General features: G+C 67.7%; 19 protein-coding genes and 4 pseudogenes. 8 read left to right on the forward strand and 15 right to left on the reverse strand.

What is annotated here, in order from left to right:
• From ACFUEJ_RS23145 to ACFUEJ_RS23155, 3 genes are all read left to right on the forward strand, one after another.
• The coding region (locus ACFUEJ_RS23145; RefSeq protein WP_388032209.1) for a carboxylate--amine ligase at positions 1-1145 on the forward strand (1145 nt) is incomplete at its 5' end.
• Between the two features lie 137 nt (positions 1146-1282).
• The gene (locus ACFUEJ_RS23150) at positions 1283-1486 is read left to right on the forward strand and encodes a hypothetical protein (protein ID WP_065630380.1); all 204 of its coding nucleotides are present in this window, start codon (positions 1283-1285) and stop codon (positions 1484-1486) included.
• Positions 1487-1640: 154 nt separating this feature from the next.
• A complete protein-coding gene (locus ACFUEJ_RS23155) occupies positions 1641-3221 on the forward strand; it encodes an MFS transporter (RefSeq protein ID WP_388032211.1) in 1581 nt (526 codons plus the stop codon).
• 9 nt (positions 3222-3230) lie between these two features.
• Here the strand turns inward: ACFUEJ_RS23155 and ACFUEJ_RS23160 are convergent, their stop codons facing one another.
• Positions 3231-3821, reverse strand: a complete 591-nt coding sequence (locus tag ACFUEJ_RS23160) for a TetR/AcrR family transcriptional regulator (RefSeq protein ID WP_388032244.1) — start codon at positions 3819-3821, stop codon at positions 3231-3233.
• Between the two features lie 120 nt (positions 3822-3941).
• Here ACFUEJ_RS23160 and ACFUEJ_RS23165 point away from each other — a divergent pair.
• Positions 3942-5167, forward strand: a pseudogene (locus ACFUEJ_RS23165) (oxygenase MpaB family protein).
• On the opposite strand, the gene ACFUEJ_RS23170 reads toward ACFUEJ_RS23165, so the two are convergent.
• Positions 5119-5754 (reverse strand): pyridine nucleotide-disulfide oxidoreductase, encoded by a 636-nt coding sequence (locus ACFUEJ_RS23170; RefSeq protein WP_388032213.1) that lies wholly within the window; start codon positions 5752-5754, stop codon positions 5119-5121. The pseudogene ACFUEJ_RS23165 and the gene ACFUEJ_RS23170 sit on opposite strands and share 49 nt — an antisense overlap.
• A 252-nt stretch (positions 5755-6006) precedes the next feature.
• Here ACFUEJ_RS23170 and ACFUEJ_RS23175 point away from each other — a divergent pair, with 252 nt between their 5' ends.
• The gene (locus tag ACFUEJ_RS23175) at positions 6007-7494 is read left to right on the forward strand and encodes a cryptochrome/photolyase family protein (protein WP_388032215.1); all 1488 of its coding nucleotides are present in this window, start codon (positions 6007-6009) and stop codon (positions 7492-7494) included.
• A 44-nt stretch (positions 7495-7538) separates the two neighbouring features.
• On the opposite strand, the gene ACFUEJ_RS23180 is transcribed toward ACFUEJ_RS23175, so the two are convergent.
• The 10 genes and pseudogenes from ACFUEJ_RS23180 to ACFUEJ_RS23225 all read right to left on the reverse strand — a co-directional run bounded on the left by ACFUEJ_RS23180 (position 7539) and on the right by ACFUEJ_RS23225 (position 19790).
• On the reverse strand, positions 7539-8216 hold the full coding sequence (locus ACFUEJ_RS23180) for a TetR/AcrR family transcriptional regulator (protein WP_388032217.1): 678 nt from the start codon (positions 8214-8216) through the stop codon (positions 7539-7541).
• 50 nt (positions 8217-8266) lie between these two features.
• The gene (locus ACFUEJ_RS23185; protein WP_058249619.1) at positions 8267-9043 is read right to left on the reverse strand and encodes an ABC transporter ATP-binding protein; all 777 of its coding nucleotides are present in this window, start codon (positions 9041-9043) and stop codon (positions 8267-8269) included.
• Positions 9040-9864 (reverse strand): ABC transporter ATP-binding protein, encoded by an 825-nt coding sequence (locus tag ACFUEJ_RS23190; protein WP_065630386.1) that lies wholly within the window; start codon positions 9862-9864, stop codon positions 9040-9042. The genes ACFUEJ_RS23185 and ACFUEJ_RS23190 overlap by 4 nt, the downstream gene beginning before the upstream one ends.
• Positions 9857-11860 (reverse strand): ABC transporter permease, encoded by a 2004-nt coding sequence (locus tag ACFUEJ_RS23195; RefSeq protein WP_058249621.1) that lies wholly within the window; start codon positions 11858-11860, stop codon positions 9857-9859. Before ACFUEJ_RS23195 ends, ACFUEJ_RS23190 begins: the two co-directional genes overlap by 8 nt.
• A 126-nt stretch (positions 11861-11986) precedes the next feature.
• A pseudogene (locus ACFUEJ_RS23200) lies at positions 11987-13224 on the reverse strand (ABC transporter substrate-binding protein).
• 376 nt (positions 13225-13600) lie between these two features.
• Positions 13601-14764, reverse strand: coding sequence for a phosphatase PAP2 family protein (locus ACFUEJ_RS23205; RefSeq protein ID WP_388032246.1), 1164 nt, complete (start codon positions 14762-14764; stop codon positions 13601-13603).
• A gap of 113 nt (positions 14765-14877) precedes the next feature.
• Positions 14878-15522, reverse strand: coding sequence for a TetR family transcriptional regulator (locus tag ACFUEJ_RS23210; protein ID WP_388032220.1), 645 nt, complete (start codon positions 15520-15522; stop codon positions 14878-14880).
• 37 nt (positions 15523-15559) lie between these two features.
• On the reverse strand, positions 15560-17764 hold the full coding sequence (locus ACFUEJ_RS23215; RefSeq protein WP_388032222.1) for an MMPL family transporter: 2205 nt from the start codon (positions 17762-17764) through the stop codon (positions 15560-15562).
• Positions 17765-17992: 228 nt separating this feature from the next.
• The gene (locus ACFUEJ_RS23220) at positions 17993-18514 is read right to left on the reverse strand and encodes a hypothetical protein (RefSeq protein ID WP_388032224.1); all 522 of its coding nucleotides are present in this window, start codon (positions 18512-18514) and stop codon (positions 17993-17995) included.
• A 99-nt stretch (positions 18515-18613) separates the two neighbouring features.
• Positions 18614-19790, reverse strand: a pseudogene (locus ACFUEJ_RS23225) (DUF418 domain-containing protein).
• A gap of 90 nt (positions 19791-19880) precedes the next feature.
• Between ACFUEJ_RS23225 and ACFUEJ_RS23230 the strand changes: the two are divergent.
• Entirely contained in the window at positions 19881-20489 is a 609-nt protein-coding gene (locus tag ACFUEJ_RS23230; RefSeq protein ID WP_388032226.1) for a TetR/AcrR family transcriptional regulator, read from the forward strand.
• A 55-nt stretch (positions 20490-20544) separates the two neighbouring features.
• Here ACFUEJ_RS23230 and ACFUEJ_RS23235 read toward each other — a convergent pair whose 3' ends face one another.
• On the reverse strand, positions 20545-20934 hold the full coding sequence (locus ACFUEJ_RS23235) for a DUF5997 family protein (protein ID WP_388032248.1): 390 nt from the start codon (positions 20932-20934) through the stop codon (positions 20545-20547).
• Between the two features lie 41 nt (positions 20935-20975).
• Here ACFUEJ_RS23235 and ACFUEJ_RS23240 point away from each other — a divergent pair, with 41 nt between their 5' ends.
• Positions 20976-21743 (forward strand): LysR substrate-binding domain-containing protein, encoded by a 768-nt coding sequence (locus tag ACFUEJ_RS23240; protein ID WP_388032228.1) that lies wholly within the window; start codon positions 20976-20978, stop codon positions 21741-21743.
• Between the two features lie 33 nt (positions 21744-21776).
• Here the strand turns inward: ACFUEJ_RS23240 and ACFUEJ_RS23245 are convergent, their stop codons facing one another.
• Entirely contained in the window at positions 21777-22436 is a 660-nt protein-coding gene (locus ACFUEJ_RS23245; RefSeq protein WP_065630393.1) for an NADPH-dependent F420 reductase, read from the reverse strand.
• Positions 22437-22566: 130 nt separating this feature from the next.
• Positions 22567-22984: pseudogene (locus tag ACFUEJ_RS23250) on the reverse strand (TIGR03668 family PPOX class F420-dependent oxidoreductase).
• A gap of 120 nt (positions 22985-23104) precedes the next feature.
• On the opposite strand from ACFUEJ_RS23250, the gene ACFUEJ_RS23255 reads away from it, so the two are divergent.
• Positions 23105-23575, forward strand: coding sequence for an SRPBCC domain-containing protein (locus ACFUEJ_RS23255; RefSeq protein ID WP_388032230.1), 471 nt, complete (start codon positions 23105-23107; stop codon positions 23573-23575).
• The last annotated feature ends 1 nt before the right edge of the window (position 23576 follow it).

Here is a 23576-nt window from a genome sequence, read left to right on the forward strand (position 1 = left end):
GATCGTTCCTCACCCTGGAACTCGCGCGGCTCATGGCCGCGGCGGGTCACCGGGTGAGCATCGTCGACTCCATCCCGGTCGGGATCGGCCGATTCTCCAACGCGGTGAGCGACTTTCACCGCGTGCCCCCGCCGAAGTTCGAGCCGCTCGCATATTGCCTCGCCCTCGCCCGGATCGTGGCCGACAACGACGTCGACATGGTGATCCCGGTGCACGAGGAGACCGACATCATCGCGATGCTCGCCGAGGTGTTCCCGCCTGAATGTCGGCTGTTCCTCTCCGATTTCACCACCGAGAACCGCCTGCACAACAAGTACGACTTCCAGGAGCTGCTCGTCGAACTCGGAATCCCGACGCGCAAGTTCGCGCGGGTGTCCGGACCCGAGGACGTCGGATCGCTCGATTTCGCCAAGCCGTTCGCGCTCAAACACTGCTATTCGCGGGGCTCGCAGAAGGTTCACAAGGTGACTCCCGGCGATCCGCTCACCTGGCTCGAACACGATGAGCAGAATCCGTGGATCGCACAGGAGTGGGCGTCGGGGAACAACTTCTGCACGTATTCGGTCTGCCATGAGGGTCGCGTCTACGCCCACGCCACCTATCCGGTCGACTACGCCATCGACGGCAGTTCGTGCCTCAACTTCCGGTCCGTGGACCATCCGCGGATCGCCGGGTGGGTCAGCGATTTCGTTCGCCGGGTGAACTTCACCGGCCAGATCGGGTTCGACTTCATCGAGGACCGGAATGGTGGCGGCGACCTGTTCTGCATCGAGTGCAATCCGCGCGCCACGAGCGGGATCATGATGTTCACGCCCGAGGACGGCGTCGATCGCGCGTTCCTCGGGACCTGGGATCCCGACGACGGACCGATCACGCCCGGGTCGGGCGTGGACAAGATGATCGGGCTGGGCATGCTGCTCTACGGGTGGCGTCCGTCGTCGCGCAAAGACCGGACCCTGCGCGACTTCGTCCGCGACTTCCGCGGCGCGTCCGATGTCGTCAGCAGTCCGGGCGACCAGAAGCCCGCGCTGATGCTCCCGTTCGCCTATGCCGGGATCCTGCGCAGTTGCCTCAAGTACCGGGTCGGGCTCGCGGAGGGTTTCATGCACGACCACGAGTGGGACGGCCTCCGCATCAGCCTGTGACACCCGTCGCGGATTCGGTCCGTCGGGATGGGGACGACGCCGACGCCGGGGCGTAGAATCTCGAGTCACCATCACCTGCGTGTTTGACCCCATCCGCAGGGTTGTCCGGGGGGACTCGAGCTCGAGGGGAGCTGCTCATGAACATGTCCGGGATCATGCGTCGTACGTCTGTAGGGGTGGCCGCTGTCGGTGCCGCCTGTGCGATCGGACTGGCCACCGCGCCGGCCGCTTCCGCCGCGCCGGCGCCGGTGCAACCGGTGCAACCGGTGCAGGCCGTCGGTTCGGTGGCGATCTGCTTCGGCATCCCCATCGGGCCGGTGACCATCAGCGTCTGCCTCTGATCTGATCCGAGCCGTATGACGCTGTGCCCGGAAACCGGGCACGACGTCATCCGGATTCCTCGTACCCCACCAGAAGTCGACGCCGGCGTGACCATTTCGTGCCGGAGCGTCCCGATCCCCGGCCCGATGGCGCTCGCGCACGTACGATTCCCCGATGACGTCGACAACGGCCGAGGTCGAGGCGGGGGTGGCTCCCAAGCGGGCGAAGGCGATCCTGGTCGCGCTGATCCTGGTCGCCGGGGTGGCCAACATCAATCTCGCGGTCGCGAATGTCGCGCTACCCGACATCGGCAAGGCGCTCGACGCGAGCTCCACGCAGCTGAACCTGGTCGCGGTCGGTTACTCGCTGGGCCTGGCGGCGTCGGTGCTCTACTTCGGCGCGCTGGGAGATCGGCACGGGCGCAAGCGGATGCTGGTCATCGGCATGTGCCTGTCGATCCCGGCGTCGCTCGTCGCCGGATTCGCGCCCAATGTCGAGGTCCTGTTCGGTGCCCGTCTGGTGGGCGGCATCGCCGCGGGCCTGGCCTTCCCGACCACCCTCGCGGTGATCACCGCCCTGTGGTCGGGGCCGAAACGGGTCCGGGCGATCGCCGCGTGGTCGGCGTTCGGCGGTGCGATCTCGGCGCTGGGACCGGTCCTGTCCGGGGCACTCCTCGAGATCCTGGCCTGGCACTCGGTGTTCCTGGTGACGCTGCCGCTCGCCGTCGTCGCGCTGATCGCGGCGTGGCGGTTGGTGCCCGACGACAACGGAGACCAGGCGGCGGTCGTCGACAACCTGGGCGGCGTCGTGTCCATCGTGATGGTGGGCTCGCTGGTGCTGGCGATCAACTTCGCCCCGAACTCCGATCAGCGACTGCAGGTCTACATCCTGGCCGCGATCGCGCTGCTGGCAGGGGCGGGTTTCATCTGGCGGCAACTGCGTGTGCGGGTGCCGCTCTTCGACCTGCGGATCGCGGCCCGACGCACCTTCTGGGTCGCGGCGGTCGGTGGGCTGATCGTGTTCGGCACGCTCATGGGCGCGATGTTCATCGGCCAGCAGTACATGCAGAACGTGCTCGGCTACTCGACGCTGGCGGCCGGCGCCACGATCCTCCCGGCGGCGGCCGCCATGATCATCGTGGCCCCGCGCTCGGCCAAACTCGTGCAGAGCATGGGGTCGCGGTTCACGCTGCTGTCCGGTTACGCCTTCATCGTCGTCGGCCTGGTGCTCGCGATGCTCACCTGGGATGAGGACGCCCACTTCTGGCATGTCGGCCTCGTCTACGTCCTCGTCGGGGTGGGCGTCGGTCTCGCCGGCACTCCGGCGTCGCAGTCGCTGACCGGTTCGGTGCCGGTGCAGCGCGCGGGCATGGCGTCGAGCATGTCCGATCTGCAACGCGACCTCGGTGGCGCGATCCTGCAGTCCACCCTCGGCGCGATCCTCACCGCGGGTTACGCGAATCAGTTGCAGGACACCATCTCCGGTTCGCCGCAGGCCGATCAGGTCACCGAACAGAGCGAAGCCGCCCTGACGAAGTCGTTCTCGAGTGCCGAGGTCCTGGCCGAACGCTATCCGCAGTACGCCGATCAGATCATCGCCGCGGCCCGCGACGCGTTCGTACAGGGCGACAAGAACGCCTACGGCGCGGCGGCCGCCATCGTGGTGGTGGGTGCGGCGGTGGTGTTCTTCTTCTACCCCAGACACGAGGCGGAGCGAACGGCGATGGCGGAGTACGCGAAACAGCGCAGCCTCTGAGTCGCCGACTCAACCGGCACTTACTCGACCAGCACTGCCCGACGGCGGTGAGTCGAACGCCGCCAACAACATTCGTGCCGCCATCGCGATGAGCGAGGTCCGGTCGGCGTCGCGGGGTCGTTGCAGGGCGATGCGCAGGCACAGGCTCGCGGTCGCACCCATGGTGAGGAACACCAGTTCGTCGATCGCCCGATCGTCGAGGTCGGGCCTCATCCGCGACGGCAGGATCCGCGCCAGCGGGAGGAGCGGTCCCTCGACCTCGGCCCAGGCGTCGCCGAAGCCGTGTTCGCCGATCTCGAGCGAGGCGCGCAGGACCGGCGCATGTGACTCGAACGACGACACGAGGGTCTCGACCACCGTGACCATCGCGGTGTCCGGTTGCTGATCCATCGCCCGGCCGATCCCGCTCGCGAGGGTGGCGGTGATGTCGTGAACGGCGGCGAGGCGCAGTTCTTCGACGATCGCGTCCATGTCGGCGAAGTAGCGGTACACCGTCCCGATGCTGACGTGCGCGTGGTCGGCGAGTCCGGCGGTGGTGGGCCGTCGACCGGGACGACGCTCCAGGAGTGTGAGCGCCGACGTGAGGAGGCGCTGCCTCATCTCACGACTGCGCTGCTGCTTGGGTGCCTTGCGCCGTTGCGATGCGGTGGTTTTGGGAGTTGTCGACGATGCCATCAAAAGTGAATAGTAAGTGAGGATTGCTCGTGTTCTCATGGATCCATGGAACGGAGCGCACCCGCCGACCTCGTGAACACCGACGTCGCCGTGCAGCGGTTCGGGACGGCCGGCCGTGACTGGCTCGATCAGATGTGGATCGCCGACCCGCTCGCCGACGCCGTGGCCGCCGACCGGCAACCCGGCGGCCCGACCACGACGGTGCTGCGGGCGGCGCTGAAGAACGGCATCGACTCGGTCGACGCGACCGACTCGTTGCGAGCGCTCTTCGGGTTCCTCGATGACGAGCCCGACTGGGTCGATCATGATCGGATGAATCGCGCGGCCGACGCGCTGGTGGTCAACACCGCGCCGCTGGGCATCGTGCTCGGCGCGGCATCGCTGGTCCGCGGGGCGGGAAACACGATCGCGGGCAAGCCGCTCGCGGTCACCGGGCGTTACGTGTCCCAGCCGGCGGTGCGGTCGGTGAATGGCTGGGACAGGTCCTGACGCCCGGCGGGATGCGCCGCGGTGGAGACGGTTTCGCGTACACCGTGCGGGTCCGGATAATCCACGCACATGTCCGGTCCATGCTGCTCGCGCGCGGAGACTGGGACGAGACCGCGTGGGGCGTGCCGATTCCGCAGCCGTACATGGCGTTCACCATCGCCGAGTTCGGGCACATCGCGATCGACGCGATGCACAAGCTGGGGGTGCGGTTCACCGACCGCGAGCTCGACGACATCTATCACCTGTGGCGGTACGTGGGGCATGTGGTCGGGATGAGCCCCGAGCTCAACCCGGTCTGCGAGGCCGACCACGTCCGGATCGAAGAGCTCTATCGGCTGACCTCGCCGGGGCCGGGTCCCGACGACCGGGATTTCGTGGTCGCGTTGACCGACGACTATCTGGTGCCCGAACTGGCCGCGGTGTTCCCGGGGCCGCAGGCCCTGCGACGCCGGCTGGCCACGAAGACCATGCACGGACTGCAGCGGGTGTTCATCGGTGACGCCGACGCCGACGCGCTCGGAATCCCCGACGGCCGGTTCAAACATCTGCTGAGACGGGTCGGACCGGTTCTCGCGGTAGCGGATTCGGCGCAGCGGGTCGGTGGCGCCCGGCGGGCGCGAGCACGCGTCGAGAAATCCTACCGCGCACGGGATGTCGCCATGGCGCGGATGCGGGAGGACTACCGCGTCACCCACGACCTCGTCGACGCGGCGCCCGGCCCGCAGGCCGCCGCTCAGCCGTCGAATCGGCTCGCGGCCGTGACGTCCTCGGTCAAGCAGTAGCTAACCGACAGCGGCTGTGTGAAAGCCCATTTCGTCTCGTCCTCGGTGCAGGTGAGGGAGTCCGCACCGCGGCTGACGGTCTTGGCGAGGATGGTGCTGTCCGCAGGGGAGGCGTTGCACTCGACCTCGCGGTAGTCGGCGAGCTTGCCGCCGCCGATCGGGATCTGGTAGCAGGTGTCGACGGCGAAGTTGGGTGTGAGGCAGAGCTTCTGGTCGCCGTCACCGAAGGTGAGCGCGGACGTGTTGGGCGTGCCGCACTCCGCCGACGGGCTGACCTTGTCGGCCGCGTAGAACGTGAGCCCCTCGGTCCCTTCGCACTCGGCCTTGGTCGCCTCGACCTTGCCCTCGCCGGCTTCGGCACCGATCTGTAGGCACTCGCCCACGTCGATGTCGGAGGCCTCTTCGATCGACTGCGTGCCGACGCCGACGCTGCAGGCCGCGAGCGCGGCGAAGCCCACGCAGGCCGCGATGACCGTGGCACGCCGGCCCCGCTGCCAGAGAGGCTTGTCCACGGACGGCACGTCGCCGCCGGACTCGGCAATCCGATCGTGGGAGGGGTGCGAATAGCTGGCGGTGCTGCGCGACATCGTGGTTCCTATCGTCTGGAGTGGGCGGGTGCCCGGTCTCGGCGGCTCATCGTGGTGATCGGGTGATGAACGACAGGATGTCGCCGGGCGCTTGGTGCGAACTTGGGGTCGACTTGTCCGGCCTTGAGGGGGCCGTCCAAGTCGCGAGCGCGTAGCGGCGGGAGTGGCTTCGACACGGCTCGTCGCTGCGCTCCTCGCCTGCTCAACCAGCGGATTGGGCCCGTCCGAGCCGCGCCGAAGAGAGGAGAGCCGATGTCAGGTCCGTCCGGCGATGTCGTCCGCGTGGTGCTGCCGCATCAGTTGTTCGAGTCGCACCTCGACGCGGACCCCGGCACCCGCTTCGTCCTCGTCGAACACGATCTGATGTTCCGGCAGTACCGGTTCCACGTGCAGAAACTTGTCCTGCACCGGGCGAGTATGCGCAGGTTCGCAGACCGGCTGCGGGACCGGGGTTTCGAGGTCGACGTGCTCGAGACCGACGCGGAGGAGTCCAGTCACGACCAGCTCGAGGAGTACCTGTCCCGACGGCCCCCGGCGTCGGTTCACCTGTACGACGTCGTCGACGACTGGCTGACGGGCGACCTGCTGGCGGCCTTCCAGCACGCCGGGTGCCCACTGGCGGCCGACGACACCGCCGAGAGTCCGAACTTCCTCACCACCCGTGCGCAGATCCACGAGTTCTTCGCCGGCAAGCGGCCGCGGATGCAGCAGTTCTACACCTGGCAGCGACGACGGCTCGGCATCCTCGTCGACGACGACGGCAAACCGGCGGGCGGTCGGTGGAGCTTCGACACCGAGAACCGGAAGAAACTGCCGAAGAACCGTGAGGTGCCGCAACCGACACCACCGGCGCGACATCCCGAGGTCGACGCGGCGATCGCCTGGGTGACCGACGAGTTTCCCGACAACCCGGGCCACGCCGACGGTTTCGCCTGGCCCACCGCCCACGACGAGGCGCGGGCCATGCTCGAGCAGTTCCTGGCCGACCGGTTCGCGGAGTTCGGACCCTACGAGGATGCGATCAGCACCGAGCACCCGTTCGTCTTCCATTCGTTGCTGACGCCCGCACTCAACACCGGACTCCTGAGCCCGCGAACGGTGCTGAGAAGGGCGCTGGAGGCCGGCGGACGTAACCGCGTCCCGCTGGCCAGCGTCGAAGGGTTCGTGCGGCAGCTGATCGGCTGGCGCGAATACATGCGAGCGTCGTACGAGACCCGCGGGCGTGCCCTCCGGAGCCGGAATCACCTGGGCCACGATCGCAAGCTGTCCGACGGGTGGTGGACCGCCGAGACCGGACTCGAGCCGGTGGACCTCGTCATCCGGCGGATTCTCGCCAACGGGTATGCCCACCACATCGAGAGACTGATGGTCCTGGGCAACGCGATGTGCCTGCTCCGCACCGACCCCGAGCAGATCTACGAGTGGTTCATGGAGATGTTCGTCGACGCCTACGACTGGGTGATGGTCCCCAACGTGTACGCGATGAGTCAGTTCGCGGCCGGTGAGGCGATCACCACCAAGCCCTACGTCTCGGGCAGCAACTATCTGAAGAAGATGTCGGACATACCGCCCGGCGACTGGACCGCCGACTGGGACGGGCTGTACTGGACGTTCGTTCGCGACCATCGGGACGTCTTCGAGGCCAACGCGCGGTCGAACTTCCTCGCCCGGGCCTACGACCGGTTGCCCGCGGCGACGAAGGCGGGCCACAGCCGGCGTGCCGGCCGCTGGCTGGGGTGACCGCCCCAATCCAGAGTGCGCCAGTGTCGACCGCCTGTCACGGTTCAGCGCTGCCCGAGCGATTCGTCGAGAGCGCGCAGCTGGTCCGCGCGGACGTCGCGGAGCACGGCGAGGGTCGCGGTGATCGCGAGGTCGCAGGCCTCGTCGACGCCGGCGCCGTCGACGATCAACGCGCGGTGGGCGACGTCGAGGCTCATCCCCAGCAGGAGCGACGCGAGGGTGTCGGCACTGGCCGCGATCCGCGCGCCGCGTTCGGCGTAGTTCTGGCGTAGGCGTGCGGCGATACGGGGTTCGAGCGCGGCGTACAACCGGCGGTCACTGCCACCATCCCGGTGGCCGATGAGGACACGCAGACCTGCCGGGTGGCGTCGGGCGTAGTCGAACAGGGCCTGCACCGAGTAGCGGGCGCGGGCGCCGTAGGGCATGTCCTCACTGGCGTCGTACACCTCGAACATGAACGAGGTGAACGTGTCGAGCTCGCGGGTCATCACCCGGTTGACCAGCTCGTCGTGGGACCCGAAATGTGCGTAGAGGGTGACCCGGGTGGTGCCGCCGCGTTCGGCGATGGCGGTCATCGTGGTGCGCTCGGCACCGACCTCGGCGATGACTGCGCATGCGGCGTCGAGCAACTCGTCGTCGGTGGGCCGATTGCGCGTGTTGCGGGCCGGTCGTGCGACGCCCGCGTCCGTGGCCACCGGATCGTCGGTGTCTCCGGTGGCCACGTCGTCCCGGTTCCGTTCGTCTCGTCCGTACGCCTGCAGACCGCGCGGCCTTAGGAGGCGCGGTCCTCGACGGTGCGCCCGAAGTAGGCCGCCTCGACCATGTCCCGCCGGTTGCGGAGTTCGCTCGCGGGTGCCGAGAGCGCGACCCGACCGTGGTGCAGCACGATGGCCGCGTCGGCGATGCCGAGAGCGAGATCGATGTGCTGTTCGACGAGAACGACAGCCATCTGGTGTTCGTCGGCGATCGATCGCAGTCGGGGCAGCAGGTCTTGGACCGCGACCGGGGACAGGCCCAGGCTCAGCTCGTCGATGAGGAGGACCTTCGGGTCCGCCAGCAGCGCCTTGGCGAGTGCGAGCATCTGCTGTTCGCCGCCCGAGAGGTTGCCGCAGCGTCGGCCCCGCATCGTCTTGAGTTTCGGGAAGTACTGGTAGACGGTGTCGAGGTCGGGCCCGTTGCGACGCTTGGCGAGACGGAGATTGTCCGACACCGATAGACGGTGGAAGACGCCCCGGGTGTCGGGGACCAGGGTGATCCCGCGCCGCGCGTTGCGTTCGATGCGACGGTCGATGGGATCGCCGAGGGCGGTCACCGTGCCCGACATCAGTCCGAGGGCACCGACCGCGGCGAGCAGGCTCGTCGTCTTGCCGGCCCCGTTCGGCCCGAGCAGCGCGAGGATCTCGCCGGGACGCACGGCGGCGCTGAGACCGCGGACGGCGGGGACCCCGCCGTAGCCGACGGTGACGTCGTCGATCGTCAACACCGGTGTCGTCGAATCCGGTGTCGTCGGGTCCGGTGTCGCCTGGCCGGGGGCGGCGTGCGCGCTCATCGCGTTTCCTTCGGGTCGTGTCCGGTCGGGGCGGCGTCCGGGTCCACCTCGGGACTGCCGAGGTAGGCCGAGATGACCGCGGGATCGTCCTGAATGGCGGCCGGGGGCCCGCTGGCGATCACACGGCCGAAGTCGAGCACGTACAGGCGGTCGCACACGTCGAGAACAAGCGACATGTCGTGGTCGATGAGCAGGATCCCGATGCCGGTCGCCGCGATCCGGCGGAGTTCGGTCCCGAAGTCGCGGCTCTCGTGGGTGTCGAGTCCCGCGGCCGGCTCGTCCAGCAGAACGAGTTGCGTGCCGCCGACCAACGCCCGCGCGACACCGACGAGCTTCTGCTGTCCCAGGGTCAACTCGCCGGGGAACTGGTCGGCGGCATCGGCCAGGCCGACGAGTTCGAGTGCCGACGAGATGACGTCGGCGGGCGGGCGGGAACCGTTGAGGACGTCGGCGAGCATGGCACGCAGGCCGACCGGCTGGACCGCCACGGCCAGGTTCTGCTCGACGGTGAGGTCGGTGAACAGTTCGCCCGCCTGCCACGTCCGGGCCATGCCGGCCCGGCGGCGACGATGGGGGCTCGCCTTGTCCAGTCTCTCCCCGCGCAACGACACCGTGCCGGTGGCCTTGGTGAATCCGGTGACCGCGTCGACGAACGTGGTCTTGCCCGCGCCGTTGGGTCCGATCAGTCCGACGATCTCGCCCGCCGAGACCGAGATGTCGATGTCGGAGTTGGCGCTGACGCCGCCGTACCGGACCGACAGCCCGCCCGTCTCGAGGAGTGTCGTCGACGTGGCCGGCTTCTCGAGTGTCGACTCAGACATGTGCACCCTCCTGTGCGTTCTGTGCCGCGCCGGGCGCTTCCGGACGGGGGGACGGTTTGTGCCGGTGGGCGCGTAGCTTCTCGCCGAGCTCCGACATGGCCCCCGCGACGCCGACCGGGTTCAGCACCGCCATCAGCAGGAGGCTGCCGGCGGCGAAGAGCTCGTAGTACTCACCGAGAGCGAGGGTTTGGTTGAGGAACACGTAACCCACGCCCAGCGGTCCGATGATGCCGGCGAGGACCGCACCGGCGAACGACGTGATGCCGCCGACGTAGGTCATCGCGAGCAGCGTCAGCCCGATCATCACCGTGAACGAGCCGGCCGACAGCTGTCCGCGGCTGTAACCGATGAGGCAACCGCCGATGCCGGCCAGGAACGCCGACAGCGCGAAGCCGAGCAATTTGGTTGCGGCGACGTTGATCCCGACCGACGACGCGGCGCGCTCGTTGGAGCGGACGGCCAGGAAGGCCCGGCCGGTCGAGCCGCCCATGAAGCGCAACACCACGAGAGTCGCGATCGCGACGACGATCAGGACCATCAGTGAGAACCGGATCGTGACCAGGTTGGTGCCGTCGCGCACCCCGAGGTCGAGGCCGAAGATCGTCGGGTCCGCGATGAGGTTGCCCTCGAAGGACGTGATCGCCGGGTTGTTGAAGACGAAGCTCTGGATGGCCAGGGCCGCAGCCAATGTCACGACGGCCAGCTGGGCGCCGCGGATCCGGAGTGCGGGCACGCCCACCAGGACACCGAGGCCGGTCGCGATCAGGGCGGCGAAGATCATGCTGAACGGGAACGGCACATCCCAGTTGGTCGTCAGCTTCGACAGGGCGAACCCGGCCGCGCCCGCGAAGGCCATGCTGGCCAGCGAGATCTGGCCGAGGTAACCGGTGAGCAGGACCAGCGACAGTGCGATGAGGCTGAGGATCACCGAGGTGACGACTCCGAACCGCCAGCTGCCGGACGTGAGGAGGATCGCCACGACGACCACCGCGATGCAGACGACGGTCGGGATCAGCCGGATGCGGGGGATCCGGACCGCGGGCATGCGCACCTCGCCGAGCGAGCCGCGCGACGGTATCCGACCGCCGAGCAGGAAGAGGGCGATGACGACGATGACGAACGGAACGGCGTCGCCGAGGCCGGCCTGCGCCCATTCCGGCCACCAGTCCTTGGTGGTGAGCCACGTGATGGTGGATTGGAATGCGCCGAGGACAAGGCCTGCGGCACAGGCGATCCCGAAGGAGGTGAGCCGGCCGACGAGGGCGACGGCCAGGGCCGGGATGACGAAGAAGGTGTAGCTGGTCTCGGTGAGTCCGATGGTGTAGGACGCGAGGACGACGATGAGACCGGTTGCCGCACCGGTGAGTGCCCACACGATCGCCGCGAGGCGGTCCGGGGAGTAGCCGGACAGTCGAGCGGCGAGTTCGTCTTCGGAGCCCGCGCGGGTGGCGACGCCCAGGGTGGTGAGCCGGAAGTAGGCCCACAGCACCAGTGAGATGGCGATGGCGACGCCGGCCAGGATCAGGTCCGAGACGTTGACGACCGCGCCGGCGATGTCGACGGTGTCCTCCGGCAGGATGGCCTCGGCGAAGAGGTTCTCGGTCTCGAAGCGGAGATGGACGAGCGCCTGGATGAACAGCATGAGTCCCACCGAGGCGACCACCTGGGCGAGCACCGGGGCCGAGCGGAGCGGCCGGAAGATGAGTACGTGTGCGAGCAGGGCCCAGACGACCGCGCTGAGCACGCCGAGCACGAGCGCCAACTCCATCGACGTGGGGTCGGACTCACTCCCGAGTTTCAGTGTGCCGATGGGCAGGACGAGACTGCCGTCGGTGCGCAGTGCGGCGACGAGATAGACCGAGTAGAGGCCGATGGCGCCCTGCGCGAAGTTGATGATGCCGGTGGCGGCATAGATGCCCACGAGGGACGACGCGAGCACCGAATAGATGGCACCGGCGGATAGTCCGAGGAAGACGAACTGGAGGAACTGGCCCATGTGGCGTACTCATTCGTTCGGCGCGTACGGATCTCACGCGCGTGTGAGGATGCGGAGCGTTCGGATCGGGGAGCAGAGCCGGGTGTGGCGGGGTGGGTGACCACCCCGCCACACCAGCGACCTGTGTCAGTAAGCGCCCGGGATGCGCTGCAGCGCAGCGGGAAGCGGGGTGATGAAGCCGCCGGTGGCGGGTTCGGTCTTCTTCTCGGCGACGACGTCGAACAGCAACATCTCGGTGGTGCAGTTCGGTGTGGTCGGCTTACCGCAGTTGAGCTTCGGGCCGATGAAGGACTGGTAGTCCGTGACTGCCTTGAGCGCACCGAGCACGTTCGGGCCGGTGAAATCGGTGACCTTGGCGTTGTTGAGCGTGATCGCGAAGTCGGCGAGGGTCGCGAAGGTGCCGTAGGCGTAGAACCGCCGGTGCCACCCTGCTCGTCGATGAACTTCTGGGCGATCCCGAGATTCGCCTTGGCCGGCTCCGGTGCGGAGTCCATGGCCGGGGGCTGCCAGATCGGTGAGTATGTCTGTGCGCCAACCGCTTGCGCGCCCATGGTGTCGATGAAGTCGGTGCAGGCCGCCATGAACATGGTGCCCTCGTAGTTCACCGACCGCAGCGACTGCGCGAGCTTGGTGCACACGTTGTCGTTCTGTGAGGTCATCAGGCCGGCCGCTGCGGGGTTGCCCTCGGCCAGGGTGGTGGCCAGCGAGGTGAAGTTCGGGCCGGTCGGCGGGTAGTAGACCGACTTGACGTCGATGCCGAGCTGGGCGCCGAGCGGCTTCATCAAACCGTCGAACACCTGATGTGCCTGGGGGAGATCGGCATTCGCCAGCGTCAGCGAGTTCTTGTTCGCAGCCTTGAGCTGCTGCATGAAACCGACGAGGAACGCGGCGGGAGGCGGACCGAAGTACACGCGGTTCTCCGCCGAGGCACCGGTGGAGGTGTTGAACGGGATCTGGCCGACCAGCGGGATGCCGGCCGAGGTGAGAATCGGCACCGCGGAGGCGGATTCGGCATTGTAGCCGTCGATCGCGGCGACCACGCCGGCCTCGACGAACTGGTTGGCGCACGACACCGTCGATTCCGGTGCGGTCTGGTCGATTCCGCAGTCGACGATTTCGACGGGCCGGCCCCCGATGCCGCCGATCTGGTTGTTGATGTAGTCCAGGGCGGCGTCCTTGCCGGTGGTCACGCCACCCTGGGTGGCGGGGCCCTTGGTGGGGTTGAACAACCCCACCTTGATCGCCTCGCCCGACGCCTTGGTGCCGCTGGCATCCGCGGCGGAGCCGTCCGACGATCCGCCGTCGTCGCTGCTGCACGACACGACCGAGAAGATGCACGCCGCGGCGACGGCGACCGCCGCCAACCGTCCGGCTCTCCTGCGTGAATTCGACCAACGCGTGTTTCGACTGCCTTTCCCGATGATCTCCGGGCACGACGGAACCGCCCTGCGAGAGGGCACGGCGACATCGCCCCGGCGGGGCTTAGAAGGATTGAGTTCATCGACCCAGTGCTGTGTCTGGGTCCGCGATTCCGGCACCGTCCGCCCTGGTCACGGCGGTGAGTCCACGTCGGATGTGATGTGGGCCACTCGAAAAGTAGCCATACCCTTACGCCGGTGTCAAGCTGTTCGGCGAAACTGGACACACAGTGGACCACATGGCACGACACTGCCCGTCACGAACGAGTTCGCAACGGGCAGTGGGACAAACGATTCAGTTACCGGCAGGTCAGGGCGGTCCTCAGTGGACGGTCACCCGACCGTCGCGGCCGACCGTGACGTCGGCGGTGTAAGCACGGACGAGGTCCAGGCGCTGCCAGGAGGCGCGGCCGGGACGCTGGTCGTCGAGCGGGTATCCCGCGGGCGACGCGGTCTGTTCCAGGACCTGACGCCGCTGCGCGTCGGTGAGTTGCGGGTACGCCCCGGCAATCAGTTCGACGGCCTGTCGGGGCACCACCATCGGATGTGTCGGCGACGAGACGCGGCCGAATCCGTAGGTCATGCGCTGGGCGTAGATCGTCTGGGCCGCGGCGTCGGTGGCGTAGGGCATGTCACGCGCGATGCACACCGAGAGGGCTGCGCCGCAACGCCATTCGAGTTCCTTGCGGATCTCGGTGGCAGACGCGGCGAGGAGCCGGCGGAACTGCGGGTCGTTCCAGCGATCGGCGGCGGCGGCCTGCCCGACGATCGCTCCACCGATCACGTCGAGCGGGTAGTGCACGCCCAGCACGATGCGGTGATATCCACCCTCCGAGGCACGGGCGAGGAACTGCGGCGCGAGTTCCGGGAGCATCGATGCGAACAGGGTGCCCCGCCAGAAGAACAGGCTGGTGTGGCCGGACGGGAACGACGGGTTGCTGCCCAGCGCGTCGTACTCGCTGGCTCCGGCGCGCATGTACTTGCGGATCCGCTCGGGTGCGACGATGAACGGCCGCTCGTACCCGAACACGTACTTCTCGACGAGCGTCGCGTTCGCGAGCCCACCGGCGCGGGCGAGGTAGTCGCTGAAGAGGGCCGTGGTCTTCGGGAGGCGGTTGAAGGCGAGGGCGTTCCGGAAATCCCGTCCGAGCCGGTCGCCGAAGGCATCGGACATCGTCCAGAGCGGATCGTCGTGTGCGTCGGCGAGTGCCCGGCGCTGCAGTCCCGGGTTGCCGACCGCCGACTGGTTGATCGCGACGGCCGTCTCGAGATTGCGGGCCATCACCTCGGGGTGATCGCGGCGCAGGGCGGTGAACGTCTCCACCGGTTGCAGGTACACGCCGCCCGGATACGACGAGACGTCCGAGGCGTAGAGCCGCGCGATGTCGGTCACCGGGAACGGCGCCGGGGTCGGCTTGGCCGGCGCGGCCTGGGCCGATGCCGCGAGCGAGACGGTGGCCGCGATGGCCGCGACGCCGGCGACGATTGATGTCGCCAGGCGTCGGCCCGGCATCGGTCGCGGTCGGGCAGCGTTGTCCGAGATCACGCTCTGAATCCTAGAGGGAATGTTCGGGGGGCGAATGGCCGGACAACCACTGTTCATCCGACCGGCAACCCCTGCTCGAGGAGATCGATCGCGCGCAGCGTCGTCTCGAGCTGGGGCATCTCCCGGTTGTCGTCGAACTCGGTGGCCAGGTGGAAGGTCACCCCGGCCACGGCGTCGAGGAACACCTTGAGCCGGAAGTCGTCGGGCGCGATCCGTAAGTAGTCGGCGATGAGCTGGGTCATGTCCGAGATCATGCGCTCGGATTCGACCTGAAAGGTCTTCTGCAGCAACGGTTCGGTGCGGATCAATTGCATCCGAAGTGGATTGCCGACCCAGGGGTCGTCGATGGTGAGGCGGTGCAGCTCGGTCATCAGGCGCCGGATGAGATCGAAGTGGCTGAGCCCGGGCGGCATGGACTCGACGATCGCGTGCGCCTCGGCATGCAGGTGCTCGTCTCCGACGACCACCTGTTCCTTCGACGGGAAGTAGCGGAAGAACGTCGTGTGTGAGACGCCGGCGGCCTCGGCGATCTGCTCGACGGTGGTCTTGGCGTACCCCTGCTCGGCGATCAGGGTGATCGCCGCCTGCCGGATGGCGTTGCGGGTGCGCAGTTTGTTCTGTTCACGCAGGCCCATCCGACGCCCCGGTGCGGGTTCCGGGGCGTCGGAGTCGGCGTGCACAGTCAGGCAGTTGCCCATACGTGCTCACTTCTTGTCAGAACGATTGTGCGGCTTATCAACTCGCCGGGACCGGGGACCTGGTGTCGTCCGGTTCCTCGAGCCCACGATGGCGGACTGCTTCGCCCTCGATGTCGAAATTGATCACGAAGCGGTCGAGCCAGCGCGGGAGGCCCCAGGCCCGGTCGCCGAGCAACGCGATCGCCGCGGGCACGACCAGCATGCGGATCACGAAGGCGTCGAAGAACACTGCCGCGGCCAGCGCGAAACCCATCATCTTGGCGGTCGTCTCCGGGGAGAGCATGAACGCCGCGAAGACGCTGATCATGATGATCGCCGCCGAGGTGACCACCCGGGCTCCGTGCCGGTAACCGGCGACGATCGCCTCCTTGGCCGACAAGCCGTGCATGAACTCCTCGCGCATTCGGGTCACCAGGAACACCTGGTAGTCCATCGCGAGCCCGAACACCACGCCGATGAGGAAGATCGGCAGGAAGGAGATGATCGGCTGCGTGTGGGTGATCAATCCCAGCCAGCCCTCCTGGAAGATCGCCACGGTGACGCCGAAGGTCGCCAGGACCGAGAAGACGAATCCGAGGGTGCCGATGAGCGGGACCCAGAGCGACCGGAAGACGCCGATCATGATCAGGAATGCGAGACCGACGACCACGACCAGGTAGGGGATGAGTGCATCGTCGAGTTTCTGGGAGAGATCGGACATGATGGCTGTCTGACCGCCGACGTGGAGTTCGGCGCCACGGTTCTCGACCGTCGGTGCGAAGGCGCGGATCTGCTCCATGAGGTCGTGTGTGGCGGCTGACGACGGCGCGCTCTCCGGGGTGACCATGATGAGCGCGGTGTCGCCGGCCCGATTGCCGGTGAAGGTGAGTCCCTCGGGGTTGGCGACATCACCCAGGGTCGCGATGTGCCGGACGGTTTCCTCGGCCGCGGCGTTGATCGCGCCGTCCTCGTCGTGCACGACGACGAGCAGGGGGCCGTTGATGCCCTCACCGAAACCGCGGCTCAGCAGTTCCTGCGCGGGTGCTTCGGCTTCGCTGGACAGCGACAGACCGAGTTCCAGCTTGGTTGCCGGGATGGCCGCGGCCGCAAGCGCCAGCAGGCCGATCACGATGAACGGGATGGGCCATTTGACGACGGTGCGCCCGACCTTGACACCCAGAGTGTCGTCCTCGGATTCCACGGCGTGCTTGATCCAGGGGATTCGAGGTAGGAAGGCGAACCGCCCGAACGCACCGAGAATCGCTGGAATGAGGGTCAGAGCAGCCAGAACCGCGATGAACACGGCGACGCCGGCACCCGCGCCCATCTGAGTGATGATCGGGATGCCGATCACCATGAGGGCCACCACCGCGACGATCACGGTCAGGCCGGCGAAAACCACCGCCGACCCGGCTGTGCCGACGGCTCGGCCGATGGCGTCTGACGGCGCGCCGCCGCGGAGGAGTTCCGCGCGGTACCGGGACACGATGAACAGCGCGTAGTCGATGGAGACGGCGATGCCGAGCATCGTGACGATGGCGGTGGCGGACTCGTTGATCGACAGGGCCTCGGCCGACAGCGTGAGCAGCAGGATGGTGATGCCGACACTGACGATCGCGGTGACGAGAGGTATGAAGGCGGCGATGAGAGCTCCGAACGCCACGATCATCACGACGAAGGCGACGGCGAAACCGAGCAGTTCGGCCGTGCCGCCGGCTTCCATCACCTGCATCAGCGACCCGGTTGCCTCCACCTGCAGGCCGTCGACGGAGAACTCGTCCAGGATCGAGACGAGTTCTTCCTTGTTCTCGACGGTGAGGTCGAGGATCGGGATGTCCTGGCGAACCTGGATGAGGCCGACCCGACCGTTGTCGCCGACGACCTGCGCAGCGAGTGCTGGATCAGCGGCCGCAACCGTCAGCGGGTTGACGACGGTCTGCGGCTCGATCACGTCGGGGAGTCCGCGGAGGGCCGCGGCGAGTTCGTTCAGCTGCGCGGTGTGGTTCTGCAGCCCGTCCTCGGCAGCGACGAGGATGCTCGTGGACGCCTGTTCCTGCTGGGCCATGACCTGTGGGAAGTATTGCTCGACCTGTTCGGTGGCAACTCCCGAGTCGGTGCCGGGAAGGCTGAAGTCCTGCGCGAATTTGGGCTGGAGTGCGCCGACCAGTCCGGCGACCGCGATGAGCGCAGCCAGCCAGGCCGCGATCACCGACCATTTGTGGCGAAAGCAGAAGCTTCCGAGCTTAAACAGAAACGACGCCATGCGTGGACCCCTCTGGTGCTGCGGAAGACCGGCCCCCGAAGGTCCCGGCGCAGATGACGAGAGAAATGGTACCCACTAACACTCGGTACTGAGTACCACTTTCGGAGGTTGCTCCGTCACACCGCGCCGTCGCGCTCCCTGAGGAGGCCTGGAGCTTGCGGAGGGTCGGTCTCCTACCGCTCCCTGAGGAGGCCCGGAGCTTGCGGAGGGCCGTCTCGAAGGGTCTCGTCACCGCGCGTTCGGCGGCGTCTGATGTCCGCGGGGATCGGCGTCTGGGCGGTGACGCGGATCGATCGGGTTGTTCGACGGCTGACCGGCGTGCCGGCCTGCGATGTTCGGGTCGTTCCGCCCGTCCGCACCACGCCCGTGGGCGCCGTGTCCCTCGGTGTCCCGTCCATCCGCGTTCCGTCGGACATCGGGGTCGAGACGGTCCGCACGGGCGAACTCGCTCTCGACCTCGTGCCGCGACTCGGCCGCGTGTCCCTGGTGGTGGCGTGCCTGTTCCTGCAGCCGCTTGGCCTCTGCGGCCTTGGCATCGGCTTCGGCCTGCGCTTTCCGTGCCCGGGCGTCGGCCTCCTCGGCGACGGCCTCGCGGTGGCGGACGGTGGAGACTTGTTGCGCGGCGTTCTGCCTGATCTCCTCGGCTTGAACCCGTCGGCGTGCCTTTCGCTGACGAAGCAGCAACAACACGAGCGCAAGCACGACGATCACGACGACGATGGCGATGATGACCCAGATTGCGGCGTCCACGACTCACTCTCCTCTTCGGCTGATGGTGTCGTCGGGTACCCCGCGGTGCCGACGCCTAACCCACGCCCGATGACGCTCTGAGCTGCGGCCGAACGGCAGTCACCGCGGCGCGTCCGCGTGTGGGGGCGACGCCGGCCGGTCGGCGGAAGCGGTGATGCGGTCATAACCGCGGTGCCACAGCCATTCCAGAGGGCCCCGCTCGAATCGGTTCAGCCAGAAGCGGGAGAACAGCATGAGCACCACGGCGATGCCGAGGTACAGGGACACCGTGGCGGGGACCAGCGTCGAGCCGTCGAGATGTTGCGCGAGCCCCAGTCCCCAGCCGTAACAGACGGCACCCGCGATCGCGTTTTGTAACACGTAGCAGGACAACGCCATTCGACCGACCGGTGTCAGCGCGCGGCCGCACCGCCCGGGAGTGCGGCCGTCGGCGTAGTACCCGGCGACCCATGCGAGCAACCCCAGTGCGACGACCGGCGCCAACCCGTACCGCCCCACGACGAGTCCGGCATCGCCACCGGCCAGTCCGACGGCGAAGTCGAGAGGTAGGGCGATCCCCAGCGCGACGGCCATCAGGCGTCGCCGAAGCCGGACGCCGCGCGGTTCCAGGACGCCCGCGCGCAGCAGGGCCGCGCCGATGAGGAAGAGCGCGATCGACATCGGCAGGATGAAGAGGACCTCGGCGCGGAACAGCAGCAGGTTCTCGGCGCGGAATGCGATGAGCTCCACGAAACTGCCGTCTGCGTAGGGGTTCGGGGACAGTGCGGCGCCCGGACTCGATGCGGCGGGCGCGACGAGAAGGGCCCAGCTCAGCAGCCCCAGCAGCGCCAGATGCGTCGACGCAGCGATCGCGATCGCGACGTACTGGCGCCGCAGTCGCATCGACAGCAGGTAGGCGACGATGAGTCCGGTGACCGCGTATCCCATGAGGACGTCGAACTCGGTGAAGAGGAAGTAGTTGATCACGCCGTCGACGAACAGCAGCGCGGCTCGCCAGTAGTACCGTCCCGGCCAGGTCCGGCCTCGTCGAACAGCCGACCGCTGCTGGATGGCCAGCCCGATTCCGAACATGATCGTGAGCAGACCGAGGAATTTGCCCTGGGCGAGCTGCTGCAGGAGGTCCTCGGCCACCGCCCAGGAGCCGGTGGCCCGGTAGGCGCCCTGGATGTAGCCGATCAACCCCCTCCGGGTTGGTGAAGATCCAGATGTTGGTGGCGAGGGTGCCCAGAATCGCGATGCCGCGCAGGATGTCCAGCGCCGCGTGTCGGGTCGCCATCGTGTCTCCGTTCATTGCCATTTTTTTGCTGACACAACCGTGCTATCAAAACCCGAAGTCAAGGTAGCACGGGTGTACTAGCATGGGTCAATGCCCAAGTTGATCGACCGGGACGGGCGACGCGCCGAGATTGCCGAGGCCCTGTGGCGGATCGTGTTGCGCGAGGGCGCATCCGGAGTGTCGGTCCGCGAGGTGGCGGCCGAGGCGAACATCTCGGTGGGTTCGCTTCGACACGTGTTCGCGGACAAGGAAGAGCTGCTCGAGTTCTCGATGCGCCTGATCTATGAACGGGTGGCGCTCCGCATCCGCGAGCACGACCGGATCCGCGATCCGCTCCGCTGGGCCGAAGCCGTGTTGTCCGAGGTCCTACCGCTGGACGACGAACGGCGCGTCGAGATGCACGTCAACCTCGCGATGGTGACCGAGTCGGTGGCACATCCCGGTCTCGCGGATGCTGCGCGCGAGGCCCACGACGGTCTGCGTTCGCTCTGCCGGACGGTGCTGGGCGTTCTCGACGAGCACGGGCTGATCGGCGCGGGCCGCGATCTCGACTCTCAGGCGATCGCGGTGCACGCTCTTGTCGACGGCCTGGCGATGCACCTGCTCCTCGCCGACACGGATTCGCCGGCTCGCGCGGAGCGCGTGCTCCGGGAGCATCTGACAGGGCTGGCAGCCGAGGGCCGAGAGACGTTGCGGTGAAGCGATATTCGCAGTCGGACGGATACCGTTGTGCTGCTGCGTACCGGTCGGAAGACTAACTCTCCGGTTCCGTCTCACCCTCTTCGCGGGCGCGTCGTCGATCGGCGTGCAGCGACTTGACGCGCCGCTCCTCGCGACGGACCTCGATCTGGGTGGCACGTTCGGCGGCCAGCCAATCCGGCATCTCGGCGAGGAGGTCGTCGATCTGCGCCGTCGTGAGTGCCTCGGTGATGCCCCCGCGAACCAGGCCCGAGTTCGAGATGCCGAGTTTTGCCGCGACCAGATTCTTCGGGTGCGGGCCGTCGGCGCGAAGCGTACGGAGCCATTCCGGCGGATCGGTCTGGAGGGCGGCGAGTTCGGCCCGGGTGATCGGGCCCTGCTGGAACTCCGCAGGAGTGGCCGGCAGGTACACGTCCAGCTTCTTGGCGGCGGTGGCCGGCTTCATCGACTGCGAGCTCATTCGACGAGGGTATCGGGCGGTAGCCTTTGGACGTGACCACACCCGACGTTCACGCAGCGGGCGAGGCCCCTGTCTTCCGGCTGGCGTACGTTCCGGGGGTCACGCCGAGCAAGTGGGTCAGGATCTGGAACGAGCGGCGTCCCGACGTCCCGCTGGAGCTCGTCGCCGTCGACGTCGCGGACTGTGCCGAGGCGGTCGGGGAGCGGCGCGTCCACATGGCGATCACCAGATTGCCCGATGCCCTGCGGTCCGGCGATGCGCGGGAACATCACACGATCGACCTGTACGAGGAGACGACGGTCGTCGTGGTGCCGAAGGACCACGCCCTGACCGCCGGCGACGAGATGACCCTGGCTGATCTGGCCGACGAGCAGTTCCTGTGGCCGCTGGACGAGCCGTTGACAGTATCCGAGCGCCCGGGTGCGGCGGTGGATCATCGGCCCGAGACCACCGGTGACGCAGTCGAACTCGTCGCGGCCGGCGTCGGCGTACTGCTCGTGCCGCAGTCGCTGGCGCGCCTGCATCACCGCAGGGACCTGGTGTATCGACCGGTCACCGACGCCCCGACCGGGTCCGTCGGACTCCTGTGGCCTGCTCCCACAACTCAATTGGCCGATGAGTTCATCGGCATCGTGCGCGGCCGCAAGGCGACGTCGTCGCGGGGGCGGACCGACGAGGCGCCCAAACGGTCGGCGAAGGAGAAGGCGGCGGCGAAGAGGGCGGCACGCGAGGCGGCCGGGAAGATCCCCGGCAAGAGTGCGCGACGCGGGCCCGGACGTCCGAAGCGTCGCTGATTCCCGCCGTGGCGTGCCGCCCCTGTCAGTGCGTCAGGCGCGCCACTCAGCGGTGCGTTCCGGCGACGCATCGGCGAGCGCCTTGAGGGTGTCGTCGACGCCGAAATCCTTGCCGTACACCGGCGTTCCCGGCTGTTGCCGCCACGACTCGGCGAGCGGTCCGGCGTCGACCGGGTCGAACCCGAGTTCGTCGACCACGCGGAACACGATCTCCTTGCCCGCCGTATCGTCGCCGGCGATCGGCAGCGCGATACGGCCCTCTGTGCCCGCGGGTACGCCCTTGTTCAGCAGGTGCTTCCAGTAGATCCCGTTGAACACCTTGTACACCGGGACGCCGAGCAGTTCCGACACCCACACGCTCTCGGGGGTGCCGTTCTCGATCGCCTCGATCTTGCCGTCGCGCTGCTGGGGGTAGTAGTTGTTGGTCTCGATCACCGGGGCGTCGGGCTTGCGGGCGTCGAGGATGCCCGGCGCGAGGTCGGGGGTGTTCTTCTGCGGGATGCTGACGATCACCAGGTCGGCGTCCTTCGCGGCGTCGGCGGCCCAAACGGCGGTGGCGCCGGTCTCGGAGGCCAGTTCGGCCAGCGTCTCCGGGTCGCGCGAGTTCGCCACCCGCACCTCGTGTCCCAACGATGTCAGACGACGCGTGAGCGTCCCGCCGATGAATCCCGCTCCGATGATCCCGATCTTCACAACTGCACCTCTTTGTTCGACGACGATGTTGTCCATCGGCGCAACGAGGCGACCGGTTCGGCGCATTCCCCGAGAACGACCGAAGGTGACGATCGCCTCCTCGGTGACGCCGTGAGATGGGCCCTGGTGCCTATGAGGTGGCCGACCAGCTGTGCCACGTCAGAGACTCGACGACGATCACCGGTCCATCGGGCCGTCGGAGTCGATACTGCGGGTACTTCGCGGCCAGCGTGTCGATGCCGTGACTGCCGACGGATTCACCGGCGTCGACGACATGTGCCCGGCCGTCGACCCGCACCCACCAGAGTTCATCCCAGTTGTCGGAATACATGTCAGCCAGGAGCGACACCGCGGGATTGTCCGCGATGTTGGCGAGACGACGGAGTGCGGTGGTTCGGTTTCGGCTTGTGATCCACGCACGTGTAGATGACGTCGTCGTCGAGTGCGCACACGACGGGGACCAGGTGCGGCTTGGTGGAGGGTGACACGGTGGCGAGCGTGACCGACCGGGCGGCGGCGAAGCGTTCGCGACTCAGGCGCAGGTCCATCTCACGAGGATGGCATGCACTCGTGGGAAACAAGGTCGCCGATGAGTACGGGCGCCGGTTCGGGTCCACCTCTGTGTCCGATCCCCGATCCGGGGGACCCGACCCGAAAGGGCCAGCACCATGACGCACGAGAACGTTGCCGTCAGCCGCACGATCTCCGCCACGCCCGACGAGGTGTTCGCGGCGCTCGCCGACCCCCGCACACACCAGGCCATCGACGGCACCGGCTGGGTTCGGGACGCAGTCGACACGACACCGCTGCGGGAGGTGGGCCAGGTCTTCCGGATGAACATGTACCACTCGAACCATCCGGACGGTGACTACCTGATGGAGAACCGGGTCGAGGTGATCGAACCGCTGTCGGCGATAGCGTGGCAACCAGGGCAGCGCAACGACTCCGGGGAGCTCGAGTTCGGCGGCTGGACATGGCGGTACGACCTGGTGCCGGTGGGGGAGTCGTCCACCGAGCTCACCCTGACCTACGACTGGTCGGCCGTACCCACCCACATCCGCGAGTACATCGAGTTCCCGCCGTTCGCCGACGACCATCTGCGTAACTCGTTGAACCACATCGCCGAGCTCGTCGGCTGAT

The sequence above is a fragment of the Gordonia sp. NPDC057258 genome, from assembly GCF_042668985.1.
In the GTDB taxonomy this organism is placed as follows: Bacteria; Actinomycetota; Actinomycetes; order Mycobacteriales; family Mycobacteriaceae; genus Gordonia; species Gordonia hongkongensis.

Coding starts and splice junctions, on each gene's coding strand:
- ACFUEJ_RS23230 (WP_388032226.1), top strand. CDS start 19,881: ATGCCCAAGTTGATCGACCGGGACGGGCGACGCGCCGAGATTGCCGAG.
- ACFUEJ_RS23195 (WP_058249621.1), bottom strand. CDS start 11,860: ATGGGCCAGTTCCTCCAGTTCGTCTTCCTCGGACTATCCGCCGGTGCC.
- ACFUEJ_RS23190 (WP_065630386.1), bottom strand. CDS start 9,864: ATGTCTGAGTCGACACTCGAGAAGCCGGCCACGTCGACGACACTCCTC.
- ACFUEJ_RS23255 (WP_388032230.1), top strand. CDS start 23,105: ATGACGCACGAGAACGTTGCCGTCAGCCGCACGATCTCCGCCACGCCC.
- ACFUEJ_RS23170 (WP_388032213.1), bottom strand. CDS start 5,754: ATGTCGCGCAGCACCGCCAGCTATTCGCACCCCTCCCACGATCGGATT.
- ACFUEJ_RS23185 (WP_058249619.1), bottom strand. CDS start 9,043: ATGAGCGCGCACGCCGCCCCCGGCCAGGCGACACCGGACCCGACGACA.
- ACFUEJ_RS23235 (WP_388032248.1), bottom strand. CDS start 20,934: ATGAAGCCGGCCACCGCCGCCAAGAAGCTGGACGTGTACCTGCCGGCC.
- ACFUEJ_RS23150 (WP_065630380.1), top strand. CDS start 1,283: ATGAACATGTCCGGGATCATGCGTCGTACGTCTGTAGGGGTGGCCGCT.
- ACFUEJ_RS23155 (WP_388032211.1), top strand. CDS start 1,641: ATGACGTCGACAACGGCCGAGGTCGAGGCGGGGGTGGCTCCCAAGCGG.
- ACFUEJ_RS23215 (WP_388032222.1), bottom strand. CDS start 17,764: ATGGCGTCGTTTCTGTTTAAGCTCGGAAGCTTCTGCTTTCGCCACAAA.
- ACFUEJ_RS23210 (WP_388032220.1), bottom strand. CDS start 15,522: ATGGGCAACTGCCTGACTGTGCACGCCGACTCCGACGCCCCGGAACCC.
- ACFUEJ_RS23175 (WP_388032215.1), top strand. CDS start 6,007: ATGTCAGGTCCGTCCGGCGATGTCGTCCGCGTGGTGCTGCCGCATCAG.
- ACFUEJ_RS23160 (WP_388032244.1), bottom strand. CDS start 3,821: ATGAGGCAGCGCCTCCTCACGTCGGCGCTCACACTCCTGGAGCGTCGT.